Source organism: Rhodococcus sp. NPDC006774 (genome assembly GCF_040636045.1).
Taxonomy (GTDB): domain Bacteria; phylum Actinomycetota; class Actinomycetes; order Mycobacteriales; family Mycobacteriaceae; genus Rhodococcoides.
Map to the genome: position 1 here is coordinate 381,478 of NZ_JBEYIW010000003.1, position 16,518 is coordinate 397,995.

General features: G+C 65.7%; 13 protein-coding genes. 9 read left to right on the plus strand and 4 right to left on the minus strand.

Features of this window, described 5'->3' with window-relative positions; genetic code table 11:
- Positions 1-21: 21 nt before the first annotated feature.
- The 3 genes from ABZ677_RS07195 to ABZ677_RS07205 form a co-directional block, all read right to left on the minus strand.
- Complete coding sequence (locus ABZ677_RS07195; protein WP_094635394.1) at positions 22-2,343, minus strand: ATP-binding domain-containing protein; 2,322 nt, start codon at positions 2,341-2,343, stop codon at positions 22-24.
- Between the two features lie 149 nt (positions 2,344-2,492).
- Complete coding sequence (locus tag ABZ677_RS07200; protein WP_358367764.1) at positions 2,493-3,749, minus strand: DoxX family membrane protein; 1,257 nt, start codon at positions 3,747-3,749, stop codon at positions 2,493-2,495.
- Between the two features lie 136 nt (positions 3,750-3,885).
- Positions 3,886-4,575, minus strand: coding sequence for an MBL fold metallo-hydrolase (locus ABZ677_RS07205; RefSeq protein ID WP_358367846.1), 690 nt, complete (start codon positions 4,573-4,575; stop codon positions 3,886-3,888).
- A gap of 260 nt (positions 4,576-4,835) precedes the next feature.
- Between ABZ677_RS07205 and uvrA the strand changes: the two genes are divergently transcribed.
- Positions 4,836-7,766 (plus strand): excinuclease ABC subunit UvrA, encoded by a 2,931-nt coding sequence (gene uvrA / locus ABZ677_RS07210; RefSeq protein WP_094741868.1) that lies wholly within the window; start codon positions 4,836-4,838, stop codon positions 7,764-7,766.
- Between the two features lie 116 nt (positions 7,767-7,882).
- On the opposite strand, the gene ABZ677_RS07215 is transcribed toward uvrA, so the two are convergent.
- Positions 7,883-8,269 carry a DUF1844 domain-containing protein gene (locus ABZ677_RS07215; RefSeq protein ID WP_037193458.1) on the minus strand — a complete coding sequence of 129 codons (387 nt, stop codon included), beginning with the start codon at positions 8,267-8,269 and terminating at the stop codon, positions 7,883-7,885.
- A gap of 390 nt (positions 8,270-8,659) precedes the next feature.
- Here ABZ677_RS07215 and infC point away from each other — a divergent pair, with 390 nt between their 5' ends.
- The 8 genes from infC (at position 8,660) to argC (ending at position 16,494) form a co-directional block, all read left to right on the plus strand.
- Positions 8,660-9,391, plus strand: a complete 732-nt coding sequence (gene infC / locus ABZ677_RS07220) for a translation initiation factor IF-3 (protein ID WP_170946008.1) — start codon at positions 8,660-8,662, stop codon at positions 9,389-9,391.
- Between the two features lie 116 nt (positions 9,392-9,507).
- The gene (gene rpmI, locus ABZ677_RS07225) at positions 9,508-9,702 is read left to right on the plus strand and encodes a 50S ribosomal protein L35 (protein ID WP_008715923.1); all 195 of its coding nucleotides are present in this window, start codon (positions 9,508-9,510) and stop codon (positions 9,700-9,702) included.
- 86 nt (positions 9,703-9,788) lie between these two features.
- Positions 9,789-10,178 carry a 50S ribosomal protein L20 gene (rplT, locus tag ABZ677_RS07230; RefSeq protein ID WP_032378959.1) on the plus strand — a complete coding sequence of 130 codons (390 nt, stop codon included), beginning with the start codon at positions 9,789-9,791 and terminating at the stop codon, positions 10,176-10,178.
- A 38-nt stretch (positions 10,179-10,216) separates the two neighbouring features.
- Positions 10,217-11,023 (plus strand): RNA methyltransferase, encoded by an 807-nt coding sequence (locus tag ABZ677_RS07235; protein ID WP_094741808.1) that lies wholly within the window; start codon positions 10,217-10,219, stop codon positions 11,021-11,023.
- A 106-nt stretch (positions 11,024-11,129) separates the two neighbouring features.
- On the plus strand, positions 11,130-12,197 hold the full coding sequence (gene pheS / locus ABZ677_RS07240; RefSeq protein ID WP_037193457.1) for a phenylalanine--tRNA ligase subunit alpha: 1,068 nt from the start codon (positions 11,130-11,132) through the stop codon (positions 12,195-12,197).
- Positions 12,198-12,253: 56 nt separating this feature from the next.
- Positions 12,254-14,740, plus strand: a complete 2,487-nt coding sequence (pheT, locus tag ABZ677_RS07245) for a phenylalanine--tRNA ligase subunit beta (protein WP_358367771.1) — start codon at positions 12,254-12,256, stop codon at positions 14,738-14,740.
- 91 nt (positions 14,741-14,831) lie between these two features.
- Complete coding sequence (locus ABZ677_RS07250; protein WP_358367774.1) at positions 14,832-15,386, plus strand: hypothetical protein; 555 nt, start codon at positions 14,832-14,834, stop codon at positions 15,384-15,386.
- Between the two features lie 52 nt (positions 15,387-15,438).
- Positions 15,439-16,494, plus strand: a complete 1,056-nt coding sequence (argC, locus tag ABZ677_RS07255; protein WP_358367777.1) for an N-acetyl-gamma-glutamyl-phosphate reductase — start codon at positions 15,439-15,441, stop codon at positions 16,492-16,494.
- Positions 16,495-16,518 lie beyond the last annotated feature (24 nt).

Sequence of the window (16,518 nt, forward strand, 5' to 3'; positions counted from 1 at the left end):
GCCGTTGCTGTGTGCGGTTCTCTAGGCTTCCGGCTCGAACGGTTGCAGCGCCGAGAGTTCACCCGGTAATGCGTCGACGTGCACCACGCCGAGTCGCTGCGTGGCTCGGGTGAGCGCCACGTACAGATCGTTCATACCTTTGACCGAATCGGCCACGATGGCACCGGGTTCGACGATCAGGACCGAGTCGAACTCGAGTCCCTTGGCCTCCTTGACCGTCGATACGGTGACCAGCTCCGATGCCAGATGGCGGAATCGGTCGACGTGGCCTGCGGGAACCAGCACGGCGCTCAGGCCCGGGCGCGGGTGATCGGCCACTCGCTTCTCCACCGCGGTGACCAGATCAGCATCTGCCACTCGCTGTGCCCACGGTCGCGCTCCGGTGCTGCGAATGGACCGGGGCTCGGACTGCTCGGGATCGATGGCAGCCAACACGTCGTGCGCCACGGCCATGATCTCGGAGGGTGTTCGGTAGTTCACCGTCAGTTCGGTTCGCTTCCAGCGCTTGGCCACATACGGTTCGAGAACCGAACCCCACGACGAGGTCCCGGCGGGGTCACCGGTCTGCGCAGTATCGCCCACCAGTGTCATCCACCGATTCGGTATGCGCCGCATCACCATTCGCCACGCCATCGCAGAGAGTTCCTGCGCCTCGTCGACGATCACGTGCCCGTAGGTCCACGTTCGGTCACCGGCGGCCCGTTCGGCCGTTGTGAGTCGTTGACCCGAATTCTGGCGTCGCGCAAGCTGATCGGCATCGATGAGGTCGTAGGCCATCAGGATCTCCGGATCGAGTTCGTCCTCGAGGTCCTGAGGTGCCGAACCGGTCAGGATGTCCAGTGCACCCTGGGCATCGGCGATCTGACCGCGCCATTGACGTTGTGCCTGTTCACGTTCGGCCGCGTCGTCGACGCCGAGCAGCTCGGCGAGTTCGTCGAGCAGGGGAGCGTCGGCCGACGAGAAGCCGTGGCCCCGACGAACGAGCGCCGCACGCTCCACCTCGTCCAGTGCAGGCGCGGCCGAGGCGATCTTCTCGGGTGATGCGAAGAGGTCGCGGAGAACCTGCTGGGGAGACAGGTCCGGCCACAGTTCGTCCACGGCCGCCATGACGTCCCGGTCCTCGCGCATCTCGTCGCGCATGTCCGCGATGTCGTCGGCGCTGAGCAGGCTGGACCCGTCGACGAGGTTCTGCCCGAGTTTCGCGGCCAATTGGTTGGCCAGCTGGTCGATGACCGAGGACACGAACAGTGGCCGAGCCAGGTTGTGTGGTCGCCGCGACGAGCGGGCGCGACCGCGAGCCCTGGTGACGATCTTGCGATCGAGTGTGATGTCGTAGGTGTCGAACTTCAGTCGACGGGGCTGCGCGGGGACTTCCTGACGGTCGCGTACCGCTTGGGTCAGCACCTCCACCATCGACAGTCTGCCCTTGACCTCGGTCGCCACGGCCGAGTCCTCGCGTTGTGCGCGGACTCCCGGGTAGAGATCGCCGATCGTCGACAGCAGTACTCCCGTCTCGCCGAGTGACGGCAGCACCTGACCGATGTAGTCGAGGAACGTGGCGTTGGGTCCGATGATCAGCACGCCGCTCTTACCGAGCTGCTGGCGGTAGGTGTAGAGCAGGTAGGCGGCGCGGTGCAGTGCGACGGCTGTCTTGCCGGTGCCCGGTCCGCCCTGAACCACCAACACACTGCGATGCTGCGATCGGATGATCGCGTCCTGCTCGCTCTGGATCGTCTCGACGATGTCGTTCATCTGACCGGTACGGGCGGCATCGAGCGCCGAGAGCAGCGCGCCTTCGCTCGCGACGCCGCCTGCCACGGCTGCGTCGCTCGACGATCGGGCGGAATTCAGGTCGAGGAATTCGTCGGCGATCGACGTCACTCGCCGACCGCGGGTCCGAATATGTCTGCGCCGCAACACGTTCTCGGGTGCGGCGGGTGTCGCCAGGTAGAACGGCCGGGCCATCGGTGCTCGCCAGTCCAACAGCAGCGTCTCGTAGTCGTTCTTGTCGTCGAGAATTCCGACTCGGCCGATGTAGCGCTCTGGCCGGTCGTCGACCTTGGGGTCGAGGGACTCGGGATCGAGGTCGATGCGTCCGAAGCAGAGTCCGTTCTCGGCGGCGTCGTACTTGGCGATGTCCTCGGTGTACATCTGGTTGAACGATTCGCGTTCACTACGGGCCTGCGGAGTGCCGCCGGTCTCCAACAGCACTGCACGCAGTCGGTTCGCGGCGTACTCACGTAAGGCGTCGAGCTGCGTGTACAGCCGCGTCAGATGCGCCTGCTCGAAGTCTTCTTCGAGCGGCACGGCGGAGTCGCTCGATGTGTGGCCGTCGTCCGGCAAAGGGTCTCCTCGGGAGTTCGGCCGAGGCGTAGATATCGCCTCGAAATCAGCCAGAGCAGTCTACGCCGCACAACGGCCCTGCCGCAGAACCGCTGGTTCCGGGGCAGGGCCGTATGTGCGAACGTCGCTGAGTTGCTATCGGCGCGACACTACTTCGCGTACTGCTGCAGCTTCTTGTCCAAGTTCTTCTGAGCCTTGGCAACTCGCTTCTCGAGCTTGGCGCGAGCCTGCTCGGTCACTTTCTCGAGTTCCTTGCTCTGCTTCTCGGCGCGCTTGCGAGCGCGCTTGCTCAGCGTCTCGACGCGGTCGGACGCCAGATCGGCCCACGTGACCCCGCGCTTCTGCGCTTCGTCGGCGAGGACGGAACCCTTCTCGGCAGCCAGATCGGCGAACTTGGACGCGCGCTTCTGCGCGACATCGGCCAATTCACTGCGGCGATCTGCGGCAACGTCGACGAGCTTGGATCCGCGCTTCTGCGCGAGCTCTGCGAGGTCGGTTCCGCGATGCGCTGCCTTGTCGGCGAGCTTGGATCCGCGCTTCTGTGCCTCGTCGGCCAAGTCGCTGCCGCGGTCGGCAGCGAGCTCGGCGAGCTTTGAGCCGCGCTTCTGTGCTTCCTCGGCCAAGTCGCTGCCGCGGTCGGCGGCGAGCTCGGCGAGCTTTGAGCCGCGCTTCTGTGCTTCCTCGGCGAGCACGGAGCCCTTGTCGGCGGCCACGTGAGCCCAGCGGCTCAGTGCCGGCTGAGCGACCTCGGCCAGCTCCGAGCCCTTGTCGGTAGCGATGTCGGCGAGCTTGGCCAACTTGGGCTGGGCGGCGTCGGCGAACTTGGCCAGCTTCGGCTGTGCAGCCTCGGCGAGATCGGCGCTGCGGCTCGCGGCGACGGCTGCGATTTCCTTGACGCGCTCACCGGTCTCGTGGGTGGAGTGCCCCGGCAGTGCCGAGACGACGGTCTCCTGCGCGCGGCGTGCTGCCCGCTTGCTACGCCACGCGACGGACGGCTTGCCCTCGGTGTCGACTGCTGCGATGAGCAGTCCGCCGAGCAGGCTCAGGTTCTTGAAGAAGTGAATACGCTGCGCAGCCTTGGTCTCCGGGTCGGTCTCGTTCCAGAAGGCGTGTCCGGCCAGCGTCGTCGGTACGAGGCTTCCGGCGAGAGCGAGCGAGGCGATGCGCGGTGCCTTGCCGGTGGCCAGCAGGATGCCGCCCGCGACCTGGATTCCGCCGTTGATACGGACCAGCGTCTCCGGGTCGCTCGGCACGTTCGCGGTGACCTCGTTGGGGAGGACGTCCTTGCCCTGCTCGATCAGCGGGGTGGCGGCCTGCGCCTTGCCGGCGGGATTACGGAGTGCGTCGACGCCCCCTGCGATGAAGATCGTAGACATCAGCGGACGGGCGATACGGCGGACCAGCATTGACAGCCTCCTGCATAGTTTCTCGTGTCATCGGCGGTGGAACCAGAACGGCACGGCGGTACGAAAACCTACCGCTGCGCGTCCTTTTGTCACACTATTCATACCCCGTGGTTCTCGGTCTCAAGCACGCCGATCGTCACCAACCCCGTGCGCGCCATTCGTCCAGGTGAGGACGCTCGGCACCGAGCGTCGTGTCCTTCCCGTGGCCGGGGTAGACGACGGTCTCGTCGTCGAAGCGGTCGAACAGTTTGGCCGTCACATCGTCGAGCAGGTGGGTGAAATCCTCGGGGCTGCCCGTCTTGCCGACGCCACCGGGAAAGAGCGAATCTCCGGTGAAGAGGTGAGTGCGCGCGCCGTCGGCATCGGTGAGTGCGAGTGCGATGGAGCCGGGGGTGTGTCCGGTCAGGTGCACCACCTCGAACGTGAGCTCACCCACCGACACGGTGTCCCGATCGGCCAGCTGGCGGTTCGGAGCCACCGGTAGAGGTTCGGCGTCGAGTTCGTGGGCTGCGGTCGGAGAATCCGTTCCGCCCGCGATGTCCGCCAGCGCCTGCCAGTGATCGGCGTGCTGGTGGGTGGTCACGATGAGTGAGAGTGTCGGCGCGTTCTCGTCGATGAGCAACGAGATTCGGTCGGCCTCGTTGGCGGCGTCGATCAGAAGCGAGTGACCTGTCGCGGAACAGACGACAAGGTAGGTGTTGTTGTCCATGGGGCCGACCGACATCTTCGTGATCGTCGCTCCGGGAATCGTTCGCCGCTGCGGCTGCGAACCCTGAGAGACGACGCCGGTGTAATTGTCATCGATGACCATGAGGTGCTCGTCCATTTCGAGGACGCTACCGTCGTCGACGGCACGAGGGGCGGCGGGGTCGCGCACATGGAAAAGTGTGTCGGTGCCTGGATCTACCATTGCTACTGCGTGAGGTTCGTCCCTCACCACAACAGGTTTTCGACGTGGGGTCCACGGTTACACGAGATGTGACCGATGCGTCGGCATCACACGTCATCACGCGACTCGACAGTCGTGCAGTGCTGCGTCCTGCAGCAACTCGGCTGGACGTGCTCGTTCGGAAAGAAGGGAACACAGTGGCGGATCGCCTGATAGTGCGAGGTGCACGAGAGCACAATCTGCGGGGAGTCGACATCGACCTGCCCCGCGATGCGCTGATCGTGTTCACGGGTCTGTCCGGCTCGGGCAAGTCGTCCCTCGCCTTCGACACGATCTTCGCCGAAGGTCAGCGCCGCTACGTGGAGTCGCTGTCCGCGTACGCGCGGCAGTTCCTCGGCCAGATGGACAAGCCGGACGTCGATTTCATCGAGGGCCTCTCGCCTGCGGTCTCCATCGATCAGAAGTCGACCAACCGCAACCCGCGATCGACGGTGGGCACCATCACCGAGGTCTACGACTACCTGCGTCTGCTGTACGCGCGTGCAGGCACGGCCCACTGTCCGGTGTGCAACGAACAGATCGCGAAGCAGACTCCGCAGCAGATCGTCGATCAGGTGCTGGACATGGAGGAGGGCCTCAAGTTCCAGGTTCTCGCACCGGTGGTGCGCACCCGCAAGGGCGAATTCGTCGACCTGTTCGACTCGCTGAACACCCAGGGCTACTCACGTGTTCGCGTCGACGGCGTCGTACATCAGCTCACGAGCCCACCGGTGCTCAAGAAGCAGGAGAAGCACGACATCGAGGTCGTCGTCGACCGCCTGACCGTCAAGTCGAGTTCGAAGCAGCGTCTGACCGACTCGGTGGAAACCGCCCTTCGCCTGGCCGACGGCATCGTGGTGCTCGATTTCGTCGACCGTGACGAGAATGCATCGGACCGCGAACGCCGGTTCTCCGAGAAGCTCGCCTGCCCCAACGGTCACCCGTTGTCCATCGACGATCTCGAACCGCGGTCGTTCTCCTTCAACTCGCCGTACGGTGCGTGCCCGGATTGCGTCGGACTCGGCGTCCGCAAGGAGGTCGACCCGGAGCTGGTCGTTCCCGACGGTGATCTCAGCCTCGCGGACGGTGCCATCGCACCGTGGTCGATGGGCCAGACGTCGGAGTACTTCGGCCGCCTGCTGTCCGGTCTCGCCGACGCCATGGGGTTCGACCTGAACGCGCCGTGGAACAAGTTGCCCGCCAAGGTCAAGCGTGCGGTCCTCGAAGGCAGCGATCACCAGGTGCACGTGAAGTACAAGAACCGCTACGGCCGCACGCGGTCGTACTACGCCGAGTTCGAGGGTGTGATGCCGTTCCTGCACCGCCGGTTGGAGCAGACCGAGTCCGAGCAGATGAAGGAACGCTACGACGGCTACATGCGCGACGTGCCGTGTCCCACCTGCAACGGTGCCAGGCTGCGGCCCGAGATCCTGTCGGTGACGATCGCGGCAGGCGACTTCGGGCCGAAGTCGATCGCCGAGGTCTGCGAGTTGTCGATCGCCGACACCGCAAATTTCCTGAACAGCCTCACTCTCGGTCGCCGCGAGGAAGCTATTGCAGGTCAGGTCCTCAAGGAGGTGCAGGCTCGCCTCGGCTTCCTGCTGGACGTCGGCCTGGAATACCTGTCACTGGCCAGGACCGCCGGCTCGCTGTCGGGCGGCGAGGCCCAGCGCATCCGACTCGCCACCCAGATCGGATCGGGACTCGTCGGCGTTCTCTACGTGCTCGACGAGCCGTCGATCGGACTGCATCAGCGCGACAACCGTCGGCTCATCGACACGTTGACGCGGTTGCGCGATCTCGGAAACACGCTGATCGTCGTCGAGCACGACGAGGACACCATCCGCACCTCGGATTGGATCGTCGACATCGGTCCGTTGGCGGGTGAGCACGGCGGGCGCGTCGTGCACAGCGGTTCGTACGAGGACCTGCTGACCAACGAGGAATCACTGACCGGCGCCTATCTGTCCGGGCGGATGGAGATCCCGCTGCCCGACACCCGTCGTGTCGTGGACAAGAAGCGTCAGGTCACCGTGGTCGGTGCCCGCGAGCACAATCTCCGTGGCATCGACGTCAGCTTCCCGCTCGGCGTGCTGACCTCGGTCACCGGGGTGTCGGGTTCGGGCAAGTCCACACTCGTCAACGACATCCTCGCGACGGTGATGGCCAACAAGCTCAACGGTGCCCGTCAGGTTCCCGGTCGGCACACGCGCATCAACGGACTCGACCAGCTCGACAAGCTCGTGCGGGTGGATCAGTCGCCGATCGGACGAACGCCGCGCTCGAACGCGGCCACGTATACCGGTGTGTTCGACAAGATCCGCACGCTGTTCGCGGCGACCACCGAGGCCAAGGTGCGCGGCTATCAGCCCGGTCGATTCTCGTTCAACGTCAAGGGCGGCCGGTGCGAGGCATGCTCGGGAGACGGCACGCTCAAGATCGAGATGAACTTCCTGCCCGACGTCTACGTTCCGTGCGAGGTCTGTGAGGGTGCGCGGTACAACCGCGAGACACTCGAAGTCCATTACAAGGGCAAGACCATCGCCGAGGTCCTGGATATGCCGATCGAGGAGGCTGCCGACTTCTTCGAGGCGATCACGTCGATCCACCGCTACCTCAAGACGCTCGTCGAGGTCGGTCTCGGGTACGTCCGACTCGGACAACCGGCAACGACGTTGTCCGGCGGCGAGGCGCAACGCGTCAAGCTGGCAGCGGAACTGCAGAAGCGGTCAACCGGCCGCACGGTCTACATTCTCGACGAACCGACCACCGGCTTGCACTTCGAGGACATTCGCAAGCTGCTCGGCGTCGTGAACGGCTTGGTGGACAAGGGCAACACGGTGATCGTGATCGAGCACAATCTCGACGTCATCAAGGTCTCGGACTGGGTCATCGACATGGGCCCCGAAGGTGGTTCCGGCGGCGGAACGGTTGTGGCGCAAGGTGATCCGGAGGCGGTGGCGGCGGTCTCGGAGAGCTACACCGGCAAGTTCCTGCAGGAGGCGCTCACCCGTGAGTCGGTCGTCGCTCCGCCGGTGAAGGCCGCTCCGAAGAAGCGCAGGCCCCGCAAGGTCGCCGCCGTCCGATGAGCGCAGCGGCCTGCTGGAGGCAGTAGTCCGATTCACACCGCGTGAACGACGAAGCCGCATCCGGTACTCACCGGATGCGGCTTCGTCGGGCTGTATGGACTCGGCTGGTGTTCTGCTCAGTGAACCGGACCCGTGTACTTCTCGCCGGGGCCCTTTCCTGGCTCGTCCGGGTGGGCCGACGCTTCCCGGAAGGCGCGCTGCAGTGCCTGCAGCCCGTCGCGAATGGGTCCGGCATGGGGGCCGAGGTATTCCACCGACGCGGTGACCAGGCCTGCCAACGCAGTGATGACGCGTCGTGCCTCGTCGAGGTCCAGGTAGGGGCTCTCCGCGGGATCCGGCTCGGAGAGTCCCAATTTCTCGGCGGCGGAACTCATCAGCATCACCGCAGCGCGGCTGATGACCTCGACCGCGGGGACCTCGGCGAGTTCACGGACTTCGGGCTCGGTGCCGACTGGGTCGGCACCCGCGGGATCGCCATCGGCGGGAGTGGGGGAGCTGGTCATGCCTACGAGAATCCCACGCCGCCTGCCGCAGGGAGAATCGGGTGCCGACGCTGTCGGGGGCGATCGGGCTCGATTGTTGGTTTCTGGAATCGGCTGGTAGTGTGACTCGACGACCGTCTTCGGCGTGCGCTCCTCGATGGAGTTCACCGCACGGAGGCAGCAAGTGGAGCCCGACTCCCACCGGCACGTAGCCTTCAACAAGCTACTTCCGGTCCGGTCGCACGACGGAAGTCTTCACCGATTTCCTCCGTGCTTCCTCCCAGTGAGGAGACTGTACGACGACAGTTGTCGTGCGGGTCGACCGGTCGACATCGGGCCCTGCTATCGGATCACACCGAGAGCGGGGTTTTTTCGTTGCAGCGGTTCGTACCGCTGCGGGGAATGTCGAGGATCGACGGCGACGGGCTGTGCCAGTGGCAGGCGGTCGGGTTACACACCACACCGCACTACCTAGGAGGCCCCATCAGCACTGAGACCCGCATCAACGATCGCATCCGAGTTCCCGAGGTCCGGCTTGTCGGACCGGGCGGTGAACAGGTGGGGATCGTGCGTGTTGAAGATGCACTCCGCTTGGCTCTCGAAGCCGACCTCGATCTTGTAGAAGTAGCTCCCGACGCACGTCCGCCGGTCTGCAAGATCATGGACTACGGGAAGTTCAAGTACGAGGCTGCGCAGAAGGCGCGCGAATCGCGCAAGAACCAGACGCTCACCGTCATCAAGGAGCAGAAGCTCCGTCCCAAGATCGACGCGCACGACTACGAGACGAAGAAGCGCAACGTCGTTCGCTTCCTCGAAGCCGGCTCGAAGGTCAAGGTCACGATCATGTTCCGCGGCCGCGAGCAGTCGCGTCCCGAACTCGGCTTCCGTCTGCTGCAGCGCCTGGGCGCGGACGTCGCGGAGCTCGGCTTCGTGGAGACCTCGGCCAAGCAGGACGGCCGCAACATGACGATGGTGTTGGCGCCGCACAAGGGTGCCAAGACTCGCGTCAAGGCACAGGAGAGCGCAGCGGCTCCGCCCGCACAGCGTGCACCGGCCCCCGCGCCGGAACAGCCCGCCGACGCAGCCCCGGCTGCCGAGGCACCGGCCGCAGCAGCTCCGGCTACTCCGGCGCAGACCAACTGAGCCTCGCGCTCTACCAGTAAGACAGCCCTACACCTGCTTCGGTGCACAGGATTTCCGTTGCGATGTGCGGCTGTGCCATGCAACACCGAAGAGCTATTACAGAAGAAGAGGATTTCATGCCCAAGCAGAAGACCCACAGTGGTGCCAAGAAGCGATTCAAGGTGTCCGGCAGCGGCAAGATCCTGCGCCAGAAGGCCGGCCGTCGCCACCTGCTCGAGCACAAGCCCACCAAGGTGACTCGTCGCCTCGATGGTGTCGCCGTTGTCAAGAAGGCCGACGTGCCGCGGATCAAGCGCCTGCTCGGCATCTGATTCGGCCCGCCGCCGACTGATTTCGGTCGGCTTCATCCCATTACCATTCGGGGTTTCACACACCCCCAGATCGACAGGATTCACCAGTGGCACGCGTAAAAAGGGCCGTCAACGCCCAGAAGAAGCGCCGTTCGATTCTCGAAGCGTCCAAGGGCTACCGCGGACAGCGCTCACGTCTGTACACCAAGGCCAAGGAGCAGCAGCTCCACTCGCTGACCTATGCGTACCGGGACCGCCGCGCGCGCAAGGGTGACTTCCGCAAGCTGTGGATCACGCGTATCAATGCTGCAGCTCGCGCCAACGACATCACGTACAACCGCTTCGTCCAGGGCCTCAAGGCCGCGGGCGTCGAGGTCGACCGCAAGATCCTCGCTGAGCTCGCTGTGTCGGATGCCGCGGCGTTCGCAAGCCTGGTCGCCATCGCCAAGGCTGCACTGCCTGCCGATGTCAACGCTCCGGCCGGAGAAGCAGCCTGAGCGAGTCGACGTACGACGACTCAACACCGAAACGACCCGTGGATTCGCTGACCGAGCGAACTCCGCGGGTCGTTTCGGCCGTCAAGCTCGCTCGAGCCGCGGAGCGCAAGAAGACCGGACTCTTTCTGGCCGAAGGCTTCAATGCGGTGTCCGAGGCGGCGCAGTCCCGGTTGGTTCGTGAGCTGTTCTTCACCGCGGATGCCCTCGAGCGCCACCATGACCTCATCGCGTCCGTCGAGGCGGGTGGCGCACGAGTTCATCCGATCACCGACCGTGCTGCGAAGGCGTTGTCCGACACCGTCACTCCGCAGGGCCTGATCGCAGTCACCGAGTTGGTCGACGTCCCGATCGACCGTGCGTTGGCCGGGACACCGCGGCTGGTGGCCGTACCGGTGGAGATGGCCGAGCCGGGCAACGCCGGGACCGTCATCCGCGTCGCCGACGCGGCAGGAGCGGATTCGGTTGTTCTGCTGGGCGATTCGGTGGATCCCCACAACGGCAAATGCGTCCGCGCCTCGGCAGGCAGCGTGTTCCACCTGCCCATCGCTCGGGAGCGATCGATCGAGTCCGGAATCGACGCGTTGCGCAGGGCGGGACTGACCATCGTCGCCACGGCCGCCGATGGCGAAGTGGACTTGGACGACGCCGACGAACTGCTCACGCAACCGACCGCGTGGTTGTTCGGCAACGAGGCGCACGGGCTCCCCGAGTCCGTGACGCGCGATGCCGATCACCGCATCCGAATCCCGATCCACGGCCGCGCCGAGAGCCTCAACCTGGCAACCGCCGCAGCGATCTGCCTGTACGCCAGCGCCAGGGCGCAACGACGCTCCGAAACCCCGTGAGCACGTCTCGCCTAGGATCGATACCTGTCTGCTCCGCGCAGGAGCGAAGCCTGCGCAACGACCGTTCGTGGCAGACACCGACTATTACTCGAGGAGTGCAGCTGTCGTGGCGAAGAAAGAAGCCGGACCCGAGCCGGTAGATCCGAGCGTTCTCGAGGAGTCTGCGCTCGGATCCGCAGTGGACTCGGCCGAGCAGGCGTTCGCCGGCGCGTCGGACCTCGATGCTCTGACCAAGGTCAAGATCGATCATGTGGGTGGCAAGGCTCCGCTGGCACTGGCGCAGCGCGCACTCGGTGCGCTCCCCGGGGACCAGAAGGCGGACGCTGGCAAGCGCGTCAAGGCAGCGCGTGATCGAGTGCAGAAGGCCTTCGACGAGCGACGCGCCGTGCTGTCTGCCGAGCGTGACGCCGCCATCCTGGTCGCAGAGACCATCGACGTGACGCTGCCGACCGACCGAGCTCCCGTCGGTGCCCGGCACCCCATCACGATCATTTCCGAACAGGTGGCCGACGTGTTCGTCGCCATGGGCTGGGAGGTCGAAGAAGGCCCCGAGGTCGAAACCGAGCATTTCAATTTCGATGCGCTCAACTTCCTGCCCGACCACCCGGCGCGCACGATGCAGGACACGTTTCACATCGCGCCCGAGGGTTCGCGGCAGGTGTTGCGCACCCACACCTCTCCGGTGCAGGTCCGGTCGATGCTCTCGCGCGAGGTTCCGATCTACGTCGTCTGCCCGGGACGGACGTTTCGCACGGACGAACTCGACACGACGCACACTCCGGTCTTCCATCAGGTAGAGGGTCTTGCCATCGACAAGGGCCTGACCATGGCGCACCTGCGCGGCACACTGGATGCGTTCGCCAAGGCGTTGTTCGGTAACGACACCCGTACTCGCATGCGCCCCAACTACTTCCCGTTCACCGAGCCGTCGGCCGAGGTCGACGTGTGGTTCCCGAAGAAGAAGGGCGGGGCCGGTTGGGTCGAGTGGGGTGGCTGCGGAATGGTCAACCCGAAGGTGCTGCAGGCCAGCGGTATCGACCCCGAGGTCTATACCGGATTCGCGTTCGGAATGGGTCTGGAGCGGACGCTGCAGTTCCGCAACGACATCCCGGACATGCGCGACATCGTCGAGGGCGACATCAGGTTCACGTTGCCCTTCGGTGTTCAGGCCTGACGGAAATTTCTCACCCGCCCCACTTCTTCTCGGATACAAGAAAGAGCTGAGCACACGTGCGAGTCCCACAATCCTGGCTGACCGAGGTCCTGCACGCGGGGACTCCCGACTGGGCCGTGTCGCCCGAGGAGCTCGACGCCGGTTTCGTGCGGGTCGGGTTCGAGGTCGAGGAACTCGATTCACTGGACAATGTGACCGGACCACTGGTGGTGGGTCGGGTGAGTTCGATCGAGGAGCTGACCGAGTTCAAGAAGCCGATTCGCTTCTGCCTGGTGGACGTCGGAGCTGCCGAGCCTCAGGAGATCGTGTGCGGTGCCAGGAACTTCGCCGAGGGTGACCTGATCGTGGCCGCCTTGCCGGGCAGCGTCCTGCCCGGGGGATTCGCCATCGCGTCGCGCAAGACCTACGGCCGCAACTCCAACGGCATGATCTGCTCGACCCTCGAGCTCGGGCTGGGCCGGGATCACTCCGGGATTCTGGTGTTGCCGGAGGGCACGGCCGCTCCGGGTGACGATGCCAAAGTTGTTCTCGGGCTGCAGGACTCGGTGATCGAGCTGAACGTGACCCCGGATCGCGGTTACGCCTTCTCGGTCCGCGGCCTCGCCCGCGAACTGGCCTGCAGTTTCGACCTCCCGTTCGTGGATCCGGCGCGCACGGTCCCCACCGAGGTCACCGGTGATGCATGGTCTGTCACCGTCGAACCGAACTCGGGCGCATCGCGATTCGCGTTGCGCAAGATCGTCGGTATCGATCCGGCGGCGACTACGCCCTGGTGGATGCAGCGTCGACTGCTGCTGGCCGGCGTACGCCCGATCTCGGCGGCCGTCGATGTCACCAACTACGTGCTCCACGAACTCGGGCAGCCGTTGCACGCATTCGATGCGGCCAAGCTCGATGGCGATCTGGTCGTCCGGCGTGCGAATGCGGGGGAGAGGCTGACCACACTGGACGGCGTCGAGCGTTCCCTCGATCCCGAGGACGTCGTGATCGCCGACGGATCGGGAGCGATCTCGTTGGCCGGTGTCATGGGCGGCGCGTCCACCGAAGTCGACGACTCGACCACCGAGGTCGTACTCGAAGCTGCGTCGTTCGATCCGCTCGCGGTGTTCCGCACCGGGCGCCGTCACAAGCTCTCCAGCGAGGCCAGCAAGCGTTTCGAGCGGACCGTAGATTCGGCACTTCCGGTGGCGGCGCTCGATCGCGCAGCACAGTTGCTGGTCGAGATCGCCGGCGGACGGATCGAGCCCGTGCTGACCGACATCGGCGAAGCCGCCGAATATCCCACGGTCACGATGGACTTCGACCTGCCGGATCGGATCGCCGGAGTGCAGTACCCCAACGGAACCGCTGCTCGACGCTTGACGCAGATCGGCTGCACAGTCGAGGTGTCGGTCGACGACGGCGGGCACGGCCAGCTCATCGTCACCCCGCCGTCCTGGCGACCGGACCTGGTGCAGCGCGCCGACCTGGTGGAAGAGGTGCTGCGGCTCGAGGGGCTCGAACAGATCCCGTCGGTACTGCCGTCGGCTCCGGGAGGTCGTGGCCTCACCGCCGAACAGAAGCGCAGGCGCGCTGTCGGCAAGGCACTCGCATTCTCCGGGTACGTCGAGGTGTTACCTCCGGTGTTCCTGCCCAAGGGCGTGTTCGACACGTGGGGTCTCGACGCGGACGACCCACGGCGCGCGACCACCTCGGTGCTCAATCCACTCGAGGCCGACCGTCCCGAGCTCGCGACCACTGTGCTTCCCGGTTTGCTCGAGATGCTGAGCCGGAACATCGCGCGAGGTCAGCGAGACGTCTCGCTGTTCGGCATTGCTCAGGTGGTGCTCCGACACGACGCCACCGCAGCTGTGGAGGCGTTGCCGGTCGACCGTCGTCCCACCGACGACCAGATCGCCATGCTTCGTGGTTCGTTGCCTGCGCAGCCGGTGCACGTGGGCATGGTGCTGACCGGTCAGCGTGAGTTGTCGGGTCCGTGGGGTCCCGGCCGCGCGGCAGAGGCCGCCGATGCGTTCGCTGCGGTACGTACGGTTGCCGAGGCGTCCGGAGTGCACGTCGATCTTCGTGCGGCACAGCACCTTCCGTGGCATCCGGGTCGGTGCGCGGAGGTCCTGCTCGACGGTGAGGTCGTCGGATACGCGGGCGAGCTGCATCCGGCGGTGCTCGAGCGGGCGGGCCTGCCGCCGCGTACGTGTGCCGTGGAGTTGAGCCTGAGCGCTCTCCCCGTCGTCGAGTCGCTCCCTGCCCCCGAGGTGTCTCCGTATCCGGCGGTGCTGCAGGACGTGGCCGTGGTGGTCGACGCGTCCGTACCAGCGGCGTCGGTGGAAGCCGCGCTCACGATCGGCGGTGGCGACCTGCTCGAGTCGATTCGACTGTTCGACGTCTACGAGGGTGAACAGGTCGGCGAGGGTCGCAAGTCGCTGGCGTTCGCGCTGCGGTTCCGCGGTGCGGACGGCACCTTGACCGAGGATCAGGCAACGGCTGCGCGTGATGCGGCGGTCGAAGCGGCATCGAAGGCTGTCGGCGCGCAGCTGCGCAGTTGAATCGGCGCAGCCGCGCAGTTGATCCGTGCACGCCCGGGCTCGTGTGTCCGTAGCGTGGAGTCACGAGTACCACGGGTGACGGGAGCAGCGCATGAGTGAATTCGGAACAGACGGTGCGACGGATCTTCAGGTGATCGAGGAGATTCTTGCCGCCGTGGCGGGTCGTCCGCGACTCGCCCCGGTGGCAGCTGCCGCGTCTGCTCTGGCCGCCGAGTTGGGTACTGCCCGGCCGGAGCCGATCACGCCCGATCGCGGAGCGCCACCCGGAACGGTTCCCGACGTGGACGTTCCGCAGGTGACGAAGCCGCGGATCGACCAGCCGCTCGGTGATCCACCACCGGGGGCTCCGCGCGGCGGCACGGTACCGGGGATCATCGATGCGGAGCTGGTCGACGACCTGCCTGTCGGTACCGCATACGGTTCCGGTGCGGTGAGCGCGCCGATCGGTGACTTCACCGATTCGGGGGTGCCCACGTGGGACGGTGTGCGCGACAAGGTGGAACAGCGATCGGGCACAGCCGTGGGCGCGGAGGAGTTGGACCGAGAGTCCAGGGCAGGCCGTGACCTCGACGAGCAGTGGAACGAACGCCAGGAAGCCGGCCGAAAGAAGCTCGACGAGATCCGCAGGTCCATGGGCGGACGCTGACACACCGGACCCATTCATGAATGAGCTTGCATGATGCTGCATAATAAACCGCATGACTATTTCGGAGGCAACGCCGAGGCGCATCGCGGTGGCGGGCGCAAGTGGGTACGCCGGCGGTGAAATTCTTCGACTGCTGCTCGGGCACCCGGGAGTGCGCGACGGTTCGTTGGTCATCGGCACTCTGACCGCGGGCGGCAATGCCGGTGCGACGCTGGGTCAATTCCATCCCCATCTGTTGCCTCTCGCAGACCGCGTTCTCGCCCCGACCACCGTCGACGAACTCGCAGGGCACGATGTCGTGTTCCTGGGGCTCCCGCACGGCAAGTCCGCCGAGCTCGCGCTGCAGCTGCCCGAGTCCGTGGTGATCATCGATTGCGGGGCCGATTTCCGCCTCACCGACGGTGCGGCCTGGGAGAAGTACTACAAGAGTCCTCACGCGGGCAGTTGGCCGTACGGCTTGCCGGAGTTGCCGGGCTGCCGTGAGCGCTTGGTCGGTGCCACTCGCATCGCGGTTCCCGGGTGCTACCCGACGGTGTCGTCTCTCGCGCTCGCACCCGCTGTCGCCGCAGGAATCATCGAGCCCCGTGTCAATATCGTTGCCGTCAGCGGTACTTCGGGTGCAGGCCGAGCTCCCAAGGCCGATCTTCTCGGTTCGGAGGTGATGGGTTCGGTTCGGGCGTACGCGGTTGCGGGCGCGCACCGCCACACTCCCGAGATCGTGCAGAACCTCTCGGCCGTCGCCGGTAGCGCTGTTGCGGTGTCCTTCACTCCGGTTCTCGCGCCGATGCCTCGCGGAATCCTGGCCACCTGCACCGCGATCACCACCGCCACGCAGGCACAGGCCGTCGAGGTCTACGAGAAGGCGTACGCGGCAGAGCCGTTCGTGCACGTGCTTCCGGCCGGACGACTTCCGCAGACCGGTTCGGTCATCGGGTCGAACGCCGTGCAGATGAGCGTGTCGGTCGACGCGGACGCCGGCTTGCTCGTCGTGATCGCGGCCATCGACAATCTGGCCAAGGGCACGGCGGGAGCCGCAGTTCAATCCATGAATCTTGCACTGGGAATCACCGAGACCGAGGGTCTCTCTACCGTAGGAGTAGCGCCATGAGCAGCGTCGGGAGCCAGGCGGAGG

Excerpts from the sequence above, each read along its gene's own strand:
- ABZ677_RS07205 (WP_358367846.1), bottom strand. The coding sequence starts at position 4,575 with ATGGACGAGCACCTCATGGTCATCGATGACAATTACACCGGCGTCGTC.
- ABZ677_RS07215 (WP_037193458.1), bottom strand. The coding sequence starts at position 8,269 with ATGACCAGCTCCCCCACTCCCGCCGATGGCGATCCCGCGGGTGCCGAC.
- ABZ677_RS07250 (WP_358367774.1), top strand. The coding sequence starts at position 14,832 with ATGAGTGAATTCGGAACAGACGGTGCGACGGATCTTCAGGTGATCGAG.
- ABZ677_RS07200 (WP_358367764.1), bottom strand. The coding sequence starts at position 3,749 with ATGCTGGTCCGCCGTATCGCCCGTCCGCTGATGTCTACGATCTTCATC.
- rpmI (WP_008715923.1), top strand. The coding sequence starts at position 9,508 with ATGCCCAAGCAGAAGACCCACAGTGGTGCCAAGAAGCGATTCAAGGTG.
- argC (WP_358367777.1), top strand. The coding sequence starts at position 15,439 with ATGACTATTTCGGAGGCAACGCCGAGGCGCATCGCGGTGGCGGGCGCA.